We start from the raw sequence: 18945 nt of genomic DNA, 5'->3' as shown, positions 1-18945 counted from the left end.
CTGGTTGTTCATACAGTAGTTATACAGTGTTTATACAGTATTTCAAGAGAGCCAATAAAATTTAAAAGAGACGACTACCCCAGCCAAGTTTATTGCGCAGGACACGGTAGTAGCTATGGTCGGTGGGGTGCACTAACCTAAGTTGTTGTGGGTGTTTGCGGATTATTATGTGGTCACCTGGCAGCACTTTCATGCGTTTGTGTCCATCGCAGCTGATTTGTAATAAATCATTGTCTGGAGCGGTACGCAATTGCACTATGCTCGTTGCTGGTATCACGATCGGGCGGCTACTGAGCGTGTGTGGAAACATCGGTACTAACGAAATCGCATCGAGTGCCGGCGTTAGAATAGGGCCACCCCCTGATAATGAATAGGCCGTTGAACCTGTTGGGGTGCTGACAATTAAACCATCGGACCGCTGGCTAAACACAAAATGGTCGTCAATGAATACCTCAAACTCAATCATGTGTGCGACTTTGTCTGAGTGAAGGACAATCTCATTAATCGCACGGCCGACCATGGTAGACTTTCCATCGTGCATAATTTCTGCATTTAATAGAAAGCGTTCTTCAATTTGATAGTGACCTTGAATGACCGGCAGTAACTGTGCCAATGCATGATCGGGGTCAATATCTGTGAGAAACCCCAAATTACCGCGGTTAATCCCAATCACAGCAAGATTCGCATCACAGAGTACGCGGGCTGCGCCCAGCATGTTGCCGTCGCCACCCACTACCACGACTAAATCGGTATTGCCATTGAGTTGATCCAACGGCAACACTTGTGCTTCAACAGACCCCAGTTGTTTAGCGGTGCGGCTTTCGATAACCACGTGATACTGAGCGGCGATTAACTCGCGTTCGAGTAATTGAAGGGTGTCACGAGTTGCGTCATGATTGACTTTGCCAATCAAGGCAATACGCTGAAACGGTGTACCCAGTTTGCTCATGGTTGATCCTTTCAATCTCAACAACGAATTAATTATCGAAAGCACTCTTGAAAGCCGGGTTGACGCCCCCATCTTTCCGATTAGCCTAGTGGGGCGGCAGTCACTGAAGTTGGCCCGCTCATTGTTAGAAAGATTAACGTGAATTTGGAATGAATCACAACTGCTTTCAATAGCTACAGAGATATGAGTATTTAATTTATGAGCACGAATGAATCAAAACCTACTGCAGAGCAACCCACAACCGAGCAAACGGAAGAGCTGGCCCCTGAAAGTGTCGAGAACTCGAACGAATCAGTAGCCGCTGAACAGAGTGATGCAGATGAGGCGCTGAGCGAACGCGTAGCGGAGCTCGAGTTAGCGCTAGAGAAAGCTGAGCGTGGACACGCAGACGCAAATGAGCGCGCTGTTCGCGCTGTCGCTGAGATGGAGAATGTTCGTCGCCGTGCGTCCGCTGACGTTGAGAAGGCACACAAATTCGCGCTCGAGAAATTCGCTCAGGATCTACTGACGACGCTCGATAACTTTGAGCGTGCTCTGGCGGTAGCCGAGCAATCAGAGAGTGTTGATAAAGCTTTTGTTGAGGGTATTGAGCTTACCTATAAAGGTCTATTGAGTACCATGCAACGCTTTGACGTGCAGCCAGTGGGTGCTGAGGGTGAAGTTTTTAATCCAGAATTGCATCAAGCTATGTCGATGCAAGCCGCTCCGGATCGCGAGAACAACACCATCCTTGCAGTGCTGCAGAAGGGCTATACATTGAACGGACGGTTGTTGCGACCCGCTATGGTGATGATCGTAAAAAATTAGGAATAAGCGACACAGAGTTCAGAGTAAAGTTCAAATTTTTAGTTGTAATTTCAGCCCTCTTGGTTAATATCGAGGTGATGGGGTTTTGTATGTGATGGCGTTCCACATTCCCCTGATAAAATAATAACCAAGAAATCAAGGGCTTATAAACTATGACTATCTCTTCAGAGTGGAAGCGCAGCCGTCTCGCGTACGCGATCGGCTGTGTTGTCGCTGGTACCGCTTTTAGCGTACAAGCACAAGATGAGAACACGAACGATGAAGCAAATGCAGAAGAAGCGCAGGAGCGAATTCAAGTAACAGGTTCTCGGATTCGTACCGACGGTCTTGACCAGGCTGCCCCAGTTGAAATTATTCTTGCCGAAGAAGCGGTAAGCCAAGGTATGGTTACTTTGGGTGATTTGCTGCGTGCATCTACCGTTGCAGCGGGTTCGAACCAGGTTACCGCAGCAGCTTCAACAGCATTTGTGACCGCGGGTGGTACCGGTACTGAGACCCTGTCACTGCGTGGCTTAGGCGCAAACCGTACTCTTGTTCTTTTGAACGGTCGCCGTATCGGTCCTGCAGGTACGCGTGGACAAGTATCAGCGTTTGACTTGAACATCATGCCGTTGTCAGCAGTACAACAAGTCGAAATCCTGAAAGATGGTGCGTCATCATTGTACGGTTCAGACGCGGTTGCAGGTGTTGTGAACATCATCACCAAACAGGGCGACGAGTCGAACTTCAACATCAATACCAGTCAACCGACTGAAGCGGGTGGTGAAACTTTACGTATCAACGGTACGTTTGGTCGTAGCTATGACAACGGTTCATTCCGAGTTGTTGCTGACTTTAACAAAATCAATGAACTGGCCATGGGCGACCGTGAGTTCTTTAACTGTGCGCAAAACTATGTGTTTGACCCAGATACTGGCGCACGTGCAGATACCGTTGACCCGCGCACTGGTAATTTCCACTGTAATGATCTGTTATGGGGTCATGTGTGGATTTATGACTACGCGTCAGATAGTAACGTACCCGGCGGCGCATTAGCGCAGTACGATTATGATGGTGATTTAGGCCAGTATGTTCCGAGTTTTAATGATACAGCCAACGACCCAGAGGATATGCGTACGCCAGAAGGCTGGTTCCCAGTTGCCTATGACCAACCGTCATTTGGTGTAGCGAACGCTGACCATCCTTTCCAAGATTTAGAAAGCCTATCTCCAGAGCAAGAAATCGGTACTTTGTTCGCCACTGGTGAATACTGGGTTTCTGATACTGCGACGTTGTACGGTGAAGTCTTGTTGAACCGCCGTAAAACAACGACCAATGGCTATCGTCAGTTCTGGAACTACCAGTACAACGAAAACTTCTTTGCGGGTAACTCCTTGTCTGAGGGTTGGACCGGTGCACAATGGTTCTCACCAACAGCGATTACTGACCATTCAGGTGCTGAAATTACCGTTGACTACCGTCGTTTTGTAGTCGGTGCAGAAGGTTACCTTGGTGACTGGTTCTGGGATATCAACGTTCAAGACAGCCGCAGCGATGGCGAATACATGAACAAGATCATTTATGGCGATGCTATTTATGATTGGAACTTCTCGACCGGTTCGTGTGAAGGTCAAACAACTTCATACCGTGGCGTCGATTGTATTGATGTGCCTTGGTTAGACCCAGATTTCCTAGCCGGTAATATCACTGGTGAGGTTCGCGACTTCTTGTTCGGAACTGAGACCGGTAACACTATCTACGACCAGCGGACTTTCGAAGCAGTCATCACAGGTGACCTGTGGACATGGGATGCGGGTACCGTAGGTGCAGCGTTCGGTCTGTCATATCAGCAGGATGAAATTGTGGATACCCCTGGGGAGCATACCCTTAATGCAAACACATGGGGTTCTTCGTCAGCAGGTATTACGGCAGGTAAAGCCAATACTCGGGCAATATTTGGTGAGTTGAGCATTCCGTTGTTACGCGATGCGCCGTTCGCCGAGCGCCTTGAATTGACTATGTCGGGTCGTTATACCGATGTGTCTTCGTACGGCGGTGATACCACTTACAAAGCAGCAATCAACTGGTTGATTGCAGATGGTTTCCGTGTTCGTGCATCGCAAGGCACGTCGTTCCGTTCACCAGCGCTGTATGAACTGTACTTGAACAACCAATCAAGCTTCACGACGCAACGTTCAGTTGACCCATGTATCAACTATCAACAGCAGTTTGAAGACGGTAACTTAGCCGAAATCGTTCGTGATAACTGTGCGGCTGAAGGACTACCCGGCGACTTTAGCGGCGGCGCAATCTCCGTCACTGTATTCTCTGGTGGTGGTGCAGGTCAGCTTGAAGCTGAAACGTCAACTGCACGTACAGCTGGTTTAGTCTGGATTCCAGAATGGACTGACTTCAGTGCAAGCGTAGATTACTTTGAGATCGAAATTGATGGCGAAGTGACGTTGTTGTCTGCTGGTGCGATTGTTTATCAGTGTTACGCATCAGAAGACTTTGAAAACGAGCCTTTGTGTGACCAGTTCTTCCGTAACGCGACTGATAACCGCATTGAGGAAGTACGTGGTGGTTATTTGAACATCGCATCTCAGGTTAGTCGTGGTGTCGACTTCCAGTTGAATTACCCACTGCAAACTGACTATGCAGACTTTAACTTCACTTACGAGCACACAGTACAGCTTGAATCCTCAAGCCAGTTGTTTGCCGATAGTGACGTGATCGACCGCGTTGGTGAGTTCGGTGCGCCGAAGCACGTAGGTAATTTCCGTGCTGCAATGATCAAAGATGATTGGGAGCTAAACTGGACCGCACGTTACATTGGTTCAGTATCGAACCACGAGCGTTATGGTCTGGGTGACTACCGTGATGACGCGACATTGTTCGGCAATCCAGTTCGTGTAGTTCTGGCGAGCGATGCGGTTATCTATCACGCACTGTCAGTAACCAAAGAGTTCCGTGACGAAGGTCTGGATGTCACTTTAGGTGTGGCGAATATCTTCGACAAAGAGCCGCCTAAAGCTAGTTCGATCGGTGGTGTGACTCGGTTAGGTAACACTGCGTTCTACAGTCAATATGACTGGTTAGGTCGTCGCGTATTCTTGAACTTGTCTTATCAGTTCTAATCTCGGTTACGCCGTGAATCTAAAATGCCGACGTCTTGTCGGCATTTTATTTTCCGGCATACTGAACAGTCTTCATGTTAAATAAAAAGAGTCCTGATTATGCCTCGCGTACTTGCGAAACCGGATACCCTGAACGAGCTGAATGAAAACTTTCAACAACATCGGCTCAAGCAACCGGTATTCTTGAATTCGGTGCCTAAGTGTGGAACCCATCTGCTGCGCAATATTTTTCGGATGTTCGTTCCAGTCGATCAACAGTACCACGAGCAATTCATTCAAATTCCTGTCTTAAATCAACATTTAAAAGCATTTGATCCAGCGCAACCTAAGTTGAGCTGGGGGCACTTGTTGTTCTCTGATACTTCAGCGATGGCTTTACACAACGTCAAACACATCGTTGTGGTGCGAGACCCTTTTGATTGGGTTTTGGCTCGCGCTCGATTCTTCCTCTCGGATAATTTTCAGGGCAATATGGAGAATCTGAAGAGCGGTCGTGTCACGGTCGAAGAAGTGTTGAATATGATGATTTTTGGCATTTATCAAAAAGCACCGACGTTGTCCGAAATTTTCACGCACAACGCTACTGCGTGGTTGGGAACAGGCATCCAATTGGTGCGTTACGAAGATGTCATTAAACATCTCAAAGCACTCGATAAACCCGAAGCAGAAGTTTATTTCAAAGAGCTACTGAGTGGTTTGAACTTATCTGAATGGCCGAGTGATTGGCGTGCACGCGTCGAAACAGGTTCGGATCGAGAGCAAAGCGGAACCTACCGAGACAATCTGCAGAATACCGCATTCGAGATTCCGAATGAATTACCGGACATTCAGAAACAGTTGGTTGAATATGCAGCGCCAGGTCTGCGCCGCCTGCTTGGATACTATTAACTGACGGTGAATAGTGAACAGGGAATAGATAACGGAAAGGGATGACCATTAAGATCCGAGAAGCGAAATTACCTCATAAATAACAAGAATAAGAGGGAAGTTATGAATAAGCGTCGTAAAATTTTAATCGTCGGAGGAGGCTCGGCCGGTTGGATGGCTGCTGCGTATTTGAACGCAGCGCTGAATCAACGAGGTGAGAATTCGCGCGTCGATATTGAGTTGCTGGAGTCGCCGGACACACCACGTATTTCAGTAGGTGAGGCCACCATTCCGTCGATGAAGCATTTACTCGCAGCCATTGGGATTAACGAATTTGATTTTATGAAGGCTTGTGATGCAACGTTCAAGCAATCGATTCGGTATACCAATTGGGTTCATAACGATAAATCCTTTTATCATCATCCTTTCTCTAGCATGCGTATTCATCCGCTCGAACGTGCCGGCCTTGATTGGTTGGCTAGCGATCAGAGTATTCCATTCATGGAGACGTGCTCAGCACAACCCATTATTTGTGAGTGGGGTTTGTCGCCGAAAATGCTCGGCGAGTGGGATATGGGCGCGCCATTGAACTACGCCTATCACATGAATGCACAGAAGTTTGCGGACTATTTGCGCGACTTTTCAACGGCTCGCGGTGTCGTGCATACGCTTGAAAATATGGTGGAAGTAAAGAAGGTAGCGGATGATCGTATTGGTTCGATTACGACCGACAAGGGGCGCGAAATTGAAGCGGATATTTTTGTCGACTCCACTGGTTTCAGTGCACTTCTGATTGAAAAGCAGATGGGTGTTGGTTTTGAAGATTGCAGCCAATATTTGTTGTGTGATCGTGCAGTGACTATGCATGTTCCCTATGATACCCACTTCCCAGGAATGATACGGCCCTACACTTCAGCAACTGCGTTATCCAATGGCTGGGTATGGGATATTCCAATGAGTAATCGGCGATCTGTTGGCTACGTGCATTCGAGTGCTTTTATTTCGAAAGAGGATGCTGAACGCGAATTACGCGCTTATCAAGGTGGTAACACCGATCAACTAGATGCTCGGTTCGTGCCGTTTAAAGTGGGACGGCGCAAACAAATATGGTCTGGAAATGTGATTGCCATTGGTCTCGCGGGTGGATTTATTGAGCCGCTCGAGTCAACGGGTTTGTATTTGAGTGATTTAGGTGCAGTGCTATTGGCTGAACATTTTCCGTGGGACGAGGGCGGCATGGAGGTGCTAGCGAGTCGCTACAACCGCGTGATGTCGAACCGCTTTTACGAAATTCTTGATTTCATCAACATGCACTACTGCCTTACCAAGCGAACGGATACCGAATTCTGGCGAACCGTGCAGCAACCGGAACATATCAACGACCGATTGCAAGCTAAGTTTGAATTTTGGAAGGTCAAACCGCCGACGCAACATGACTTTCAAGACCAATGGTTTATGGGCATGTCGCAGCAACCACAAGCAGCTGAGTTAACGGGTGGTGATATGCGCCCGGCAGTGGACACGGGTGGTTTATGGAATCACGAGAGCTACGAATGCATCTTGTACGGCATGGAGTTTTTGAAAGATGAATGTGATCGATGGTTCGGCACCCAGCGGCCGCCGACCAAAGTCCATCCTGCTATTATTCAACGGTTACAGCAGGCTCGTCAGAAATTACCTCCGCATCATATTTGGTTGCACCGTGTCATGGGTATGCAGCCCTATCAAACGGCGTATCGGCCGCACGGCTGGTAAAAAATATTTTCGTCTCTAACTTGTTTTTCACGATGCCAACCCCATTAAGTAGGCATCGTGAAAAATAACCCTGTACTGGGTGTTGAAATACAAAAACAACACCCTATATCAGAGTTAACAAGCCACATTTTAGTTTAAAGGTAGTTGGAGACGAATTATGGGTAAAATTATCGGTATCGACCTAGGCACCACCAATTCATGTGTTGCTGTGCTCGACGGCGGCAAGGCTCGAGTCATTGAAAACGCTGAGGGTGATCGCACCACTCCTTCGGTTGTCGCGTACACCGATGACGGCGAAATTTTGGTGGGTAGTCCAGCTAAACGCCAAGCGGTCACAAACCCAAACAACACGCTGTTTGCCATCAAGCGACTGATTGGTCGTCGCTTCCAAGATGAAGAAGTCCAGCGTGACCTGAATATCATGCCATACAAAATTGTCGGTGCAGACAATGGTGATGCGTGGGTAGAGGTCAACGGTGATCGTAAAGCGCCACCGCAAATTTCAGCTGAAGTTCTGAAGAAGATGAAAAAGACTGCGGAAGATTTTCTCGGCGAGAAAGTCACAGAAGCGGTGATTACAGTACCTGCCTATTTCAATGACGCTCAACGCCAAGCAACCAAAGATGCCGGTCGCATTGCTGGACTTGAAGTGAAGCGTATCATTAACGAGCCTACTGCTGCTGCACTTGCCTATGGTATGGACAAGAAGTCTGGCGACAATGTGATTGCCGTGTATGACTTAGGTGGTGGTACGTTCGATATTTCAATTATCGAAATTGATGAAGTTGAAGGCGAGCACACCTTTGAAGTACTGGCGACGAATGGTGATACGCACCTCGGTGGTGAGGACTTCGATAACCGTTTGATCAACTATCTCGTTGAACAGTTCAATAAAGACCAAGGTATCGATTTACGTAAAGATCCGCTGGCTATGCAGCGTCTGAAAGAAGCTGCTGAAAAAGCCAAGATCGAATTGTCATCAGCGCAACAGACCGAAGTGAATCTGCCTTATATTACTGCCGACAACACAGGTCCGAAGCACTTAGCGATTAAAGTGACTCGTGCGAAGCTCGAAAGCTTGGTTGAAGATCTGATTGTGAAGTCACTGGAACCTGTGAAACAGGCATTGAAAGATGCTGACCTGTCCGTAAGCGATATCCAAGATATCATCATGGTCGGTGGTCAAACACGGATGCCGAAAGTACAGCAGGCCGTCACCGATTTCTTCGGCAAAGAGCCACGTCGTGATGTGAACCCTGACGAAGCAGTCGCTGTCGGCGCAGCAGTTCAGGCTGGTGTCTTGCAAGGTGATGTGAAAGACGTGTTGTTGTTGGATGTTACACCATTGTCTCTGGGTATTGAGACCATGGGTGGTGTCATGACGAAGTTGATTGATAAGAATACGACCATTCCGACCAAGCAGTCACAGTCTTTCTCGACGGCAGACGACAATCAATCGGCAGTGACGATTCATGTGCTGCAAGGTGAACGGAAGCGTTCCAGCGATAACAAATCACTGGGTCAGTTCAACCTAGAAGGCATTCGCCCAGCGCCACGTGGAGTGCCGCAAATTGAAGTGACGTTTGATATCGATGCGGACGGTATCTTGCATGTATCGGCGAAAGACAAAGATACAGGCAAAGAGCAGAAGATCACGATTAAAGCGTCTTCTGGCCTCAGCGACGATGAAGTCGAGAAAATGGTTCGTGACGCGGAAGCAAATGCGGAAGAAGATCGTAAGTTTGAAGAAATGGTCCAAGTTCGTAACCAAGCAGATAGCCTGGCTCACGCCACTAAGAAGCAACTTGCTGAAGTGGGTGACAACTTAGATGCTGCGGATAAAGAAAGTATTGAGGCAGCCATCAATGAGCTCGAAGCTGCGGTGAAGAGCAACGACAAAGAAGCGATTGAAGCGAAGCAACAAGCGCTGATCGAAGCATCAGGCAAGCTCATGGAAGCAGCTCAGCAACAGGCCCAACAGGGGGATGCTGGTGATGCTGAAGGTGGCCAAGGCAAACAAAGCAACGACGATGCGGTTGACGCTGAGTTTGAAGAAGTTAAAGACGATAAAAAGTAATCCTACTCCCGCGCGGAGTTGGGTCTAAAGCGCACGGGGGTTGCCGCACAGGTGGCCTCCGTGTGTTTGTATGCGATGAACACAAAGTAATTGAGTGGATGACGCAAGATTATGGCGAAAACAGATTTCTACGAAGTACTCGGAGTCGGCAAAGACGCTGATGAGCGCGAGATAAAGAAAGCCTACAAGCGCATGGCGATGAAGTACCATCCCGACCGCACCAAAGGTGACAAAGACCTCGAGCTTAAATTTAAAGAGGTAAAACAAGCCTACGAAGTGCTGATGGATCCGCAAAAGCGTGCTGCTTATGACCAGTACGGTCATGCTGCGTTCGAACAAGGACAAGGTGGTTTTGGTGGTGGTGCCGCAGGTGGTGCCGACTTCTCAGATATCTTTGGCGATGTCTTTGGGGATATATTTGGCGGCGGTGGCGGCCGGCGTGGCCGCGCGCAGGCGCAACGTGGTTCCGATTTACGCTATAACTTAGAGCTGTCGCTCGAAGAAGCCGTACGCGGTAAAGAAGTTGAGTTAAAGATCCCGAAATTAACATCCTGTGACGATTGTGGCGGCTCTGGTGCACGCAAAGGCTCGTCAGCAGAGACCTGTGGTCACTGTCATGGCGCAGGGCAAATTCAAATGCGCCAAGGATTCTTTGCGGTGCAGCAAACCTGTCCACATTGTCGTGGTCGCGGCAAGATCATCAAAGATCCATGTCGCACCTGTCATGGCGATGGCCGAGTAGAAAAAACGAAAACGCTGAGTGTGAAAATCCCTGCTGGTGTCGATACCGGTGACCGTATTCGGTTAAATGGTGAGGGTGAGGCCGGCGAAATGGGCGCACCAGCGGGTGATTTGTACGTCCAGGTGCATGTGCGCGAGCACAAAATCTTCCAGCGCGACGGGAATAACCTATACTGTGAAGTTCCTCTTAGCTTTACAACCGCGGCACTGGGCGGTGAAATTGAGGTACCGACACTTGACGGTAAACTGAAGTTGAAGATTCCGACCGAGACGCAAACTGGGAAACTATTCCGTCTGCGTGGTAAGGGCGTGCGCTCCGTTCGCACTGGTGCGGTTGGTGATTTAATGTGTAAGGTGGTCATCGAGACTCCTGTGAACCTGTCGGATAAGCAAAAAGATTTGCTCCAGCAGTTGAATGATTCGATGGGCACTGGCAAAGAAGCAGCGAAGTATCGGCCGAAAGAACAAGGTTTCTTCGACGGAGTCCGTAAGTTTTTCGATGATTTAACGAACTAAATCTGGTGAACAGTTAACAGGGAATAGTGAACAGTTTACTTTTGCGTAGCATTAGGAGAACAGTATGTGGAAATCGATTGGACTTGCAGCAGCGTCAGCGTTGTTAGTGTTTGGTTGTACCCAATCTCCAACCGGGCGCAGCCAGTTTAAGCTGTTTTCTTCTGATGAAATGGCTACCTTAGGTAACCAAAGCTACGCAAAAATTAAAGATCAAGAGAAGGTCAGTGATGACCAAGCGCTAATCGGCTATGTGCAATGTATTACCGATGACTTGGTGGCGGTGTTACCGCAACCGTGGCGCGACTTGAAGTGGGAAGTTACTGTATTCGACAATGAAGCGGTGAATGCTTTTGCATTACCCGGCGAAAATATCGGTGTCTACACAGGTCTGATTGATGTAGCGGAAACACCTGCGCAACTCGCCGCTGTGATTGGGCATGAGATTGGCCATGTCATCGCTGAGCATGGTAATGAGCGGATGACTTCTGAAGTTGCTGCTGGATTGGGTTTGAGTCTCGGTGCTGCTTGGGTCGGTCAAGAGCTAGAGGGTGATACCGCAGCCATTGTCATGGCGAGTTTAGGTGTCGGTACGCAATTGCTCTATATTTTGCCTTACTCTAGAACCCATGAATCCGAATCGGACCAGTTGGGAATGGACTATATGGCAGCTGCTGGCTATGACCCTGCAGGCGCGGCGCAATTATGGCGTAATATGGCGGCACAAGCAGGTGCTAACCCGCCAGAGTTTTTATCCACGCATCCGTCACCGCAAACTCGCATTGATGCGCTCGAATCCTACCGTTCACAAGTGCAAGCAACCTACCAACGAGCCATTTCAGAACGCGGTCGACCCGACTGCGTGAAGCCAACATAACGGAATATCTAAGAGCAAACTGATCTTTTTCTGCTGCGCCCACGATTGTTAGAGTGGGCGTTTTGCTTTTTACTACAGCAGTTGGACTCATATTTATGATCAAAGCTTGGTTCGCAATTCCATTCTGGCAGCGAGTGCTGGGTGCATTTGTATTGGGTGTCGGCATTGGCGTGCTAGAGCCGAATGTCGCAATACTCTTGCAGCCACTTGGTACACTGTTCATTAATGCGATTAAAATGGTTGTTGCGCCGCTCATTTTAACGGCGATTGTCAGTGCGATACTGCAATTACAAGGTGGCGAAGGACTGGGGAAACTCGGCGCCAAAACCATTGGTATGTTTCTCCTAACGGCGGTTATTGCCAGTCTCATTGGTTTGTCGGTCGGCAGCCTGCTGGATATTGCACCGCAAGGTGAATTAGTCGCACAACCTGATTACGTGCCAAAAGACGTGCCCGGTCCAGCCACCGTATTTCTCAATTTCATTCCGGTGAATCCATTTGCTTCACTCGCGGATGGGAATATCCTGCAAATCGTCGTGTTTGCGGCACTCGTCGGTATGGCCATCAATGCACTTGGAGAAGTCGCTGCGCCGCTCGGGGCCGTATTTCAAAGCGGCGCCCAAGTCATGTTTAAGATCACCAAATGGGTACTTGAATTAACGCCGATTGGTGTGTTGGGTTTGATGGCTTGGACCGTAGGTAGTTATGGCCTGAGTAGTTTATGGCCGCTCGCTGCTTTTATCGGGGCCATCTACCTTGCGTGCATACTCCATATCGTGCTGGTATACGGCACCATTGTTAAGCTCGCTGGGGTGTCGCCGTGGTACTTCTTTAAAGCTGTGTTCTCGGCGCAAATTGTTGCTTTCACCACGTGTAGTAGTTTTGGCACGATTCCGGCTGCTCACACCGCTATCACTGAACGCTTGGGCGTTAGCAAAAGCTATGCTGGATTTGTGTTACCGCTGGGCGCGACCATAAACATGGATGGTTGTGGTGGAATCTATCCGGCCATTGCATCAATCTTTATTGCACAGCTCTATGGAATACCGCTAGAGTGGATGGATTATGTGTTGATTACGCTGACAGCAACACTGGCATCAGTCGGGACAGCCGGAGTACCTGGGACCGCGATGGTGATGTTGACGGTCACCTTAAATACAATTGGTTTACCATTAGAAGGTATTGCTTTCATCGCAGCGATTGATCGGGTGATTGACATGATCCGAACGGCAACGAACGTCTCAGGTGATATGGCAATAGCGACACTACTAGGCCGCGAAAAACTAGTAAAAAGTGAACAGTAAACGGTGAAAAGAAAGGCGAGATTTGGTCGTCTATTCACCTTTCACTGTTCACCTTCAGTTTTAGAGGGAGATGGATAGGTGAGAATTGGAGTATTTGGCGCCTCTGGGCGGATGGGACAGGCCGTTTTACGTGAATTAGATGACACTGCCGGTGTCAGCGCCGCTGCAGCCCTGGTTCACGCGCACTCGAGCCGTCTGGGCGATTTCGCCACTGACGAACTGCAATATCAGACCGCGCAAGACATTGAACCGGAGCAGGTCGATGGATTGATCGATTTTTCGTTGCCAGCAGCACTATCCGAAAATATTGCAACGGCAGAACGCCTTCAGGTACCTCTGGTTGTTTGTACGACAGGCCTCAATGAAGCTCAGCAGCAACAGTTGCAACAAGCTGCGCAACATATTCCAGTGCTCTACGCTGCGAATACGAGTCTGGGCGTGACGCTATTAAAAGAGCTGGTTGCGATAGCAAGTCGAGCTCTGCCTGCCGCAGATATCGAAATTGTTGAAGCGCATCACAGCGCAAAGCGCGATGCACCTTCAGGGACTGCTATATTGTTGGGACAAGCAGCTGCGCAAGGGCGCCAACAAGATCACGCAGCAGTGAGTGCCGGACTGCGCGCAGAGGGCATTCGTGAGCCGGGCTCTATCGGTTATGCAGCTATTCGAGCCGGAGATATCATCGGTGAACACACGGTCTACCTTGTTCAAGCTGGCGAGCGTGTGGAGTTGACACATCGGGTGAGTAATCGACAAGTGTTTGCGGCTGGCGCTGTGCATGCGGTGCGTTGGCTTGAGAATAAGCAAGCCGGTTTCTATGAGATGAACGATGTGTTGAATCTGCATTTTGCACTGGAATCCGAGGGCAAAGCCACAGACAAAATCGGCTAGACGAGAGCGCAGAATTTCTGTAACATATCGCCAATTTGCTAGCTCATGCTGGTAAGCTGAAAACGCGCACTCCGGCAGGTCACAAGTTTAAGCTGGAGCAAGGTAATCAACGGGGAAGTCAGTACTGATTCACCCGTTTTTTTATGTACGGAGGTTAGCCTTGAGTATTCTAGCGAGCCATTCAGCAAGTAAGGCCATTTTGGTCCTTGCCGATGGTACTGTTTTCCACGGCACTGCAATTGGTGCCGGAGGTAGCGCAGTTGGTGAAGTTGTTTTTAATACGGCAATGACTGGCTACCAAGAAATTCTCACCGACCCCTCCTATGCTGAACAGATCGTCACTCTCACTTATCCCCACATCGGCAATTACGGCACCAATCACGAAGACGAAGAATCCAATCGGGTTTGGGCAAAAGGCCTCATCATCCGTGATTTATCGCTAAAAGCGAGTAACTTCCGTCGTGAACAATCTCTGGGTGATTACTTACGCCAGCGCAATGTGGTTGGTATCGCTGATATTGATACCCGTAAACTGACTCGAATTTTGCGCGAAAAGGGTGCCCAAAACGGTTGCATCATGGCCGGCGACATTGATGTCGATGCAGCCTTAGAGCAAGCTCGTGCATTCCCTGGATTGAAGGGAATGGATTTGGCGAAAGAAGTTACTATTAAAACGCCAGTGGAGTGGATGGGACAAAGCTGGCGGCTTGGCCATGGTTTCAGCACACTGGAAGAACCCAAATTTCATGTCGTTGCCTACGATTATGGCTGCAAGCGCAATATTCTGCGAATGTTAGCGGATCGCGGTTGCAAAGTGACGCTCGTTCCTGCACAAACACCGGCGGCAGAAGTCTTAGCGATGGAACCAGATGGTGTCTTCTTGTCGAATGGTCCTGGTGACCCTGAACCCTGTGACTACGCGATTACCGCAATAAAAGAGATTATCGCGGCTAACATCCCGGTGTTCGGTATTTGTCTCGGCCATCAATTATTGGCGCTGGCCAGCGGTGCAACTACGGTGAAGATGAAGTTTGGTCATCACGGTGCTAACCACCCTGTGCAAGACTTGGCGACGGGACGCGTCATGATTACTAGCCAGAATCATGGTTTTGCGGTGGACGAAGCGAATCTTCCTGAGACGCTGAAAGTGACCCATAAATCTCTGTTCGATAATACCTTGCAGGGTATTCACCGCACGGATGTTCCAGCATTCAGTTTTCAGGGTCACCCTGAAGCGAGTCCTGGCCCGAACGATGCAGCTCCGCTGTTTGACCACTTTATCGAATTGATGAGCCACTAATTATGCCAAAACGTACCGACTTAAAAAGTATTCTGATTCTTGGCGCCGGCCCAATTGTGATTGGGCAAGCATGTGAATTTGACTATTCAGGTGCGCAGGCGTGTAAAGCGCTTCGTGAAGAAGGTTATCGCGTTATCTTGGTCAACTCGAATCCAGCGACCATTATGACCGATCCTGAAATGGCCGATGTGACCTACATCGAACCTATTCATTGGGAAGTTGTTGCCAAAATCATCGAAATTGAGCGTCCAGATGCAGTGTTACCCACTATGGGAGGGCAAACCGCCCTGAACTGCGCGTTAGAGCTTGATAAACACGGCGTCTTGGATAAGTTTAACGTTGAAATGATCGGCGCTGACGCTGACGCGATTGATAAAGCAGAAGACCGTGATCGTTTTGACAAAGCAATGAAAGCTATTGGGCTTGAAACCCCGAATGCAGAAGTTGCCCATAACCTGACAGAAGCCTTCGAAATTCTCGAGCGACTGGGTTTCCCCTGCATTATTCGACCATCATTTACGATGGGTGGTAGTGGCGGTGGTATCGCTTATAACCGTGAAGAATTCGAAGAGATTTGTCGCCGCGGATTAGATTTGTCACCCACCAAAGAACTACTCATCGATGAGTCGCTGATTGGTTGGAAAGAGTATGAAATGGAAGTGGTTCGCGACAAAAATGACAACTGCATTATTGTCTGTGCCATCGAAAACTTGGATCCAATGGGAATCCACACCGGTGACTCAATAACCGTCGCACCTGCGCAAACGCTAACCGATAAAGAATACCAATTGATGCGAGATGCAGCTATGGCTGTGTTACGTGAGATTGGTGTTGAAACGGGTGGCTCTAACGTGCAATTCGGTATCGACCCAGATACCGGACGTATGGTCATCATCGAGATGAATCCGCGGGTATCGCGGTCATCTGCGCTTGCCTCGAAAGCGACCGGTTTCCCCATTGCGCGAGTTGCTGCGAAATTGGCTGTCGGCTACACGTTGGATGAACTTGAGAACGAGATTACCGGTGGTGTCACTCCAGCTTCTTTTGAACCTGCTCTAGACTATGTCGTGACTAAGATACCGCGGTTTAACTTTGAGAAGTTTGCCGGCTGTAATGACCGCCTCACGACGCAGATGAAGTCGGTGGGTGAAGTCATGGCGATTGGCCGCAATCAGCAAGAATCCCTGCAAAAAGCATTGCGAGGCCTGGAAATTGGTGTAAGCGGTTTTGATCCTATCGTCGATATCAATGACCGTGGTGCACGTGGCAAAGTTATTCGTGAATTGAAAGAACCTGGCGCTGAGCGGCTGTTCTACATCGCCGACGCTTTCCGGTTGGGCATGAGTGTGCGCGAGGTCTTTGAACTGACACGCATCGATGAGTGGTACCTGATTCAAATCGAAGAAATCGTATTGCTCGAGGCTGAAATTCAGAAATTGGGCATGAGCGGTTTGACTGAGTCAGTCTTACGCATCTTAAAGCGCAAAGGTTTTGCTGACAAACGCATTGCAGACCTATTAGATGTTGCTGAAGGTGAAGTGCGTCGTCGCCGGCATGATTTCAATGTGGTGCCGGTTTATAAGCGCGTTGATACTTGCGCTGCTGAGTTCAAATCAGACACTGCTTATATGTACTCCACCTATGATGAAGAGTGTGAGGCTGCACCCACCGACCGGAAGAAAATTATGGTCATTGGTGGCGGACCGAACCGCATTGGGCAAGGAATCGAGTTCGATTATTGTTGTGTGCACGCAGCGTTGGCGTTACGCGAAGATGGTTACGAAACCATCATGGTGAATTGTAATCCAGAAACCGTATCAACGGATTATGACACGTCCGATCGTTTATATTTCGAACCGATTACATTGGAAGATGTCCTCGAAATCGTTCGGGTCGAGAAGCCAGAGGGTGTCATTGTTCAATATGGTGGTCAGACACCATTGAAACTGGCGCGCGAACTCGAAGCGAACGGAGTCCCTATCATCGGCACGTCACCGGATGCGATTGACCGTGCCGAAGACCGTGAGCGTTTCCAAAGTGCCGTGCGCCGCTTAGGCTTGAAGCAGCCTGAGAATGCAACGGTTACAAAAATTGATGATGCGTTGCGTGAAGCGGAGCGAATTGGATATCCGCTGGTGGTGCGTCCTTCCTATGTATTGGGCGGACGAGCCATGGAAATTGTTTATGATGAGAGCGATTTGTTGCGCTACTTGACCGACGCGGTGAAAGTATCGAACTCTGCGCCAGTATTACTCGATCGTTTCCTCGACAATGCCATCGAGGTGGATGTCGATGCGATATGTGACGGTCGTGATGTGCTTATTGGCGGCATCATGCAACACATTGAGCAGGCAGGTGTGCACTCCGGTGACTCCGCGTGCTCATTACCGCCTTATTCACTGGGCGAGAAAATTCAGGACGAATTACGTGACCAGATGCGCAAGCTGGCGTTTGAGCTCAACGTAAACGGTTTGATGAATGCGCAGTTCGCAATCAAAGAAGATGATATCTATTTGATTGAAGTCAACCCTCGTGCTGCCCGGACGGTGCCATTTGTATCCAAAGCAACAGGCGTGCCATTGGCTAAGATTGCGGCGCGTGTCATGGTCGGACAATCATTAGCGGAGCAGGGCTACACCAAAGAAGTGATTCCACCTTACTTCTCGGTGAAGGAAGTGGTTATTCCATTTGCGAAGTTCCAAGGTGTGGATCCAATCCGCGGTCCTGAAATGCGCTCAACGGGCGAAGTGATGGGTGTTGGAGAAAGCTTCGAAGAAGCCTATGCCAAAGCTAACTTAGGGGCAGGTGAAGCGCTAGCCAAAGCCGGTAAAGCACTGTTGTCGGTGCGTGACGGTGACAAAGCTCGATTGTTTGATTTAGCGCGCGGTTTGATTGGCTTAGGCTTTACGTTAGAGGCGACTCGCGGTACTGCGAAGCTGCTCGGCGAAGCCGGATTCGACTGTTCAGTCGTGAACAAGCTGCAAGAGGGTCGACCGAATATTGTTGATGCCATTAAAAATGGTGAGTACAGTTACATCATCAATACCGTCGAGGGTCGCCAAGCCATCGAAGACTCTGTCTATATTCGTCGTGAAGCACTCTTGAATAAAGTGATTTACACCACCACGTTAAATGCAGCATTTGCGACGGTGAAGGCGAATACAGCTGATGATCGTGCGCGAGTGAACTCATTACAAGATTTGCATAAAAGGGTTGCATCAGCATGAATCAAATACCCATGACCTCTCGCGGCGCTGAAATGCTGCGAGAAGAATTGAAGCGTCTTAAATCTGAGGATCGTCCGCGTATCATTCAGGCAATTGCCGATGCGCGTGAGCACGGCGATCTGAAAGAAAACGCTGAATATCACGCTGCTCGTGAACAGCAGGGGTTCTGTGAGGGACGCATTCAAGAAATTGAAGCCAAGCTCTCGAATGCGCAGATCATCGATATCACAACTATTCCTAATCAAGGGAAAGTTATCTTTGGGTCTACGGTGACGGTGTATAACACCAGCACCGATAAAGAAGTGACTTACAAGATTGTGGGTGACGATGAGTCAGATATTAAGCAGAATCTGATTTCTGTGAACTCGCCTTTTGCGCGTGCGTTGATTGGTAAGCAAGTCGATGACGCTGTCGTAGTCAGCACACCCAGTGGTGATGTGGAGTACGAAGTCGTGAAGATTGAATATCTGTAAAAGCTAGTGAACTGTAAATAGTTAACAGAGAACAGCAAGAAAGATGAG

Annotated in this window: 13 protein-coding genes; 12 read left to right on the top strand and 1 reads right to left on the bottom strand. The window is 49.0% G+C overall.

Translation table 11 applies throughout. The features are described from left to right. Nucleotides 1–61 precede the first annotated feature (61 nt). The gene (nadK, locus tag CWE22_RS04500) at nt 62–949 is read right to left on the bottom strand and encodes an NAD(+) kinase (protein WP_169930168.1); all 888 of its coding nucleotides are present in this window, start codon (nt 947–949) and stop codon (nt 62–64) included. Nucleotides 950–1147: 198 nt separating this feature from the next. Between nadK and grpE the strand changes: the two genes are divergently transcribed. From grpE to greA, 12 genes are all read left to right on the top strand, one after another. Next, nucleotides 1148–1756 (top strand): nucleotide exchange factor GrpE, encoded by a 609-nt coding sequence (gene grpE / locus CWE22_RS04495; protein ID WP_169930167.1) that lies wholly within the window; start codon nt 1148–1150, stop codon nt 1754–1756. Nucleotides 1757–1908: 152 nt separating this feature from the next. Beyond that, entirely contained in the window at nt 1909–4872 is a 2964-nt protein-coding gene (locus tag CWE22_RS04490) for a TonB-dependent receptor domain-containing protein (RefSeq protein ID WP_169930166.1), read from the top strand. 99 nt (nt 4873–4971) lie between these two features. After that, nucleotides 4972–5760: a sulfotransferase domain-containing protein gene (locus CWE22_RS04485; protein WP_169930165.1), complete on the top strand. Its 789-nt coding sequence runs from the start codon at nt 4972–4974 to the stop codon at nt 5758–5760. Nucleotides 5761–5862: 102 nt separating this feature from the next. Next, on the top strand, nt 5863–7494 hold the full coding sequence (locus CWE22_RS04480) for a tryptophan halogenase family protein (RefSeq protein ID WP_169930164.1): 1632 nt from the start codon (nt 5863–5865) through the stop codon (nt 7492–7494). A gap of 157 nt (nt 7495–7651) precedes the next feature. Beyond that, the gene (gene dnaK / locus CWE22_RS04475) at nt 7652–9571 is read left to right on the top strand and encodes a molecular chaperone DnaK (RefSeq protein WP_169930163.1); all 1920 of its coding nucleotides are present in this window, start codon (nt 7652–7654) and stop codon (nt 9569–9571) included. A gap of 111 nt (nt 9572–9682) precedes the next feature. Further along, nucleotides 9683–10828, top strand: a complete 1146-nt coding sequence (gene dnaJ / locus CWE22_RS04470) for a molecular chaperone DnaJ (protein WP_169930162.1) — start codon at nt 9683–9685, stop codon at nt 10826–10828. Nucleotides 10829–10892: 64 nt separating this feature from the next. Then, entirely contained in the window at nt 10893–11702 is an 810-nt protein-coding gene (locus tag CWE22_RS04465; protein WP_169930161.1) for a M48 family metallopeptidase, read from the top strand. Nucleotides 11703–11797: 95 nt separating this feature from the next. Then, nucleotides 11798–13006: a dicarboxylate/amino acid:cation symporter gene (locus CWE22_RS04460; RefSeq protein ID WP_169930160.1), complete on the top strand. Its 1209-nt coding sequence runs from the start codon at nt 11798–11800 to the stop codon at nt 13004–13006. A gap of 78 nt (nt 13007–13084) precedes the next feature. Next, nucleotides 13085–13897, top strand: coding sequence for a 4-hydroxy-tetrahydrodipicolinate reductase (gene dapB / locus CWE22_RS04455; protein ID WP_169930159.1), 813 nt, complete (start codon nt 13085–13087; stop codon nt 13895–13897). 160 nt (nt 13898–14057) lie between these two features. Further along, nucleotides 14058–15197: a glutamine-hydrolyzing carbamoyl-phosphate synthase small subunit gene (gene carA, locus CWE22_RS04450; RefSeq protein ID WP_169930158.1), complete on the top strand. Its 1140-nt coding sequence runs from the start codon at nt 14058–14060 to the stop codon at nt 15195–15197. A gap of 2 nt (nt 15198–15199) precedes the next feature. Beyond that, on the top strand, nt 15200–18424 hold the full coding sequence (gene carB / locus CWE22_RS04445; protein WP_169930157.1) for a carbamoyl-phosphate synthase large subunit: 3225 nt from the start codon (nt 15200–15202) through the stop codon (nt 18422–18424). Continuing rightward, nucleotides 18421–18897 carry a transcription elongation factor GreA gene (gene greA / locus CWE22_RS04440; protein WP_169930156.1) on the top strand — a complete coding sequence of 159 codons (477 nt, stop codon included), beginning with the start codon at nt 18421–18423 and terminating at the stop codon, nt 18895–18897. The genes carB and greA overlap by 4 nt, the downstream gene beginning before the upstream one ends. Nucleotides 18898–18945 lie beyond the last annotated feature (48 nt).

This window comes from Pseudidiomarina aestuarii, assembly GCF_003987355.1.
Taxonomy (GTDB): Bacteria; Pseudomonadota; Gammaproteobacteria; order Enterobacterales; family Alteromonadaceae; genus Pseudidiomarina; species Pseudidiomarina aestuarii.
Note: the sequence above shows the minus strand (reverse complement) of the source record. Positions and strands in the feature narration are given on the sequence as shown.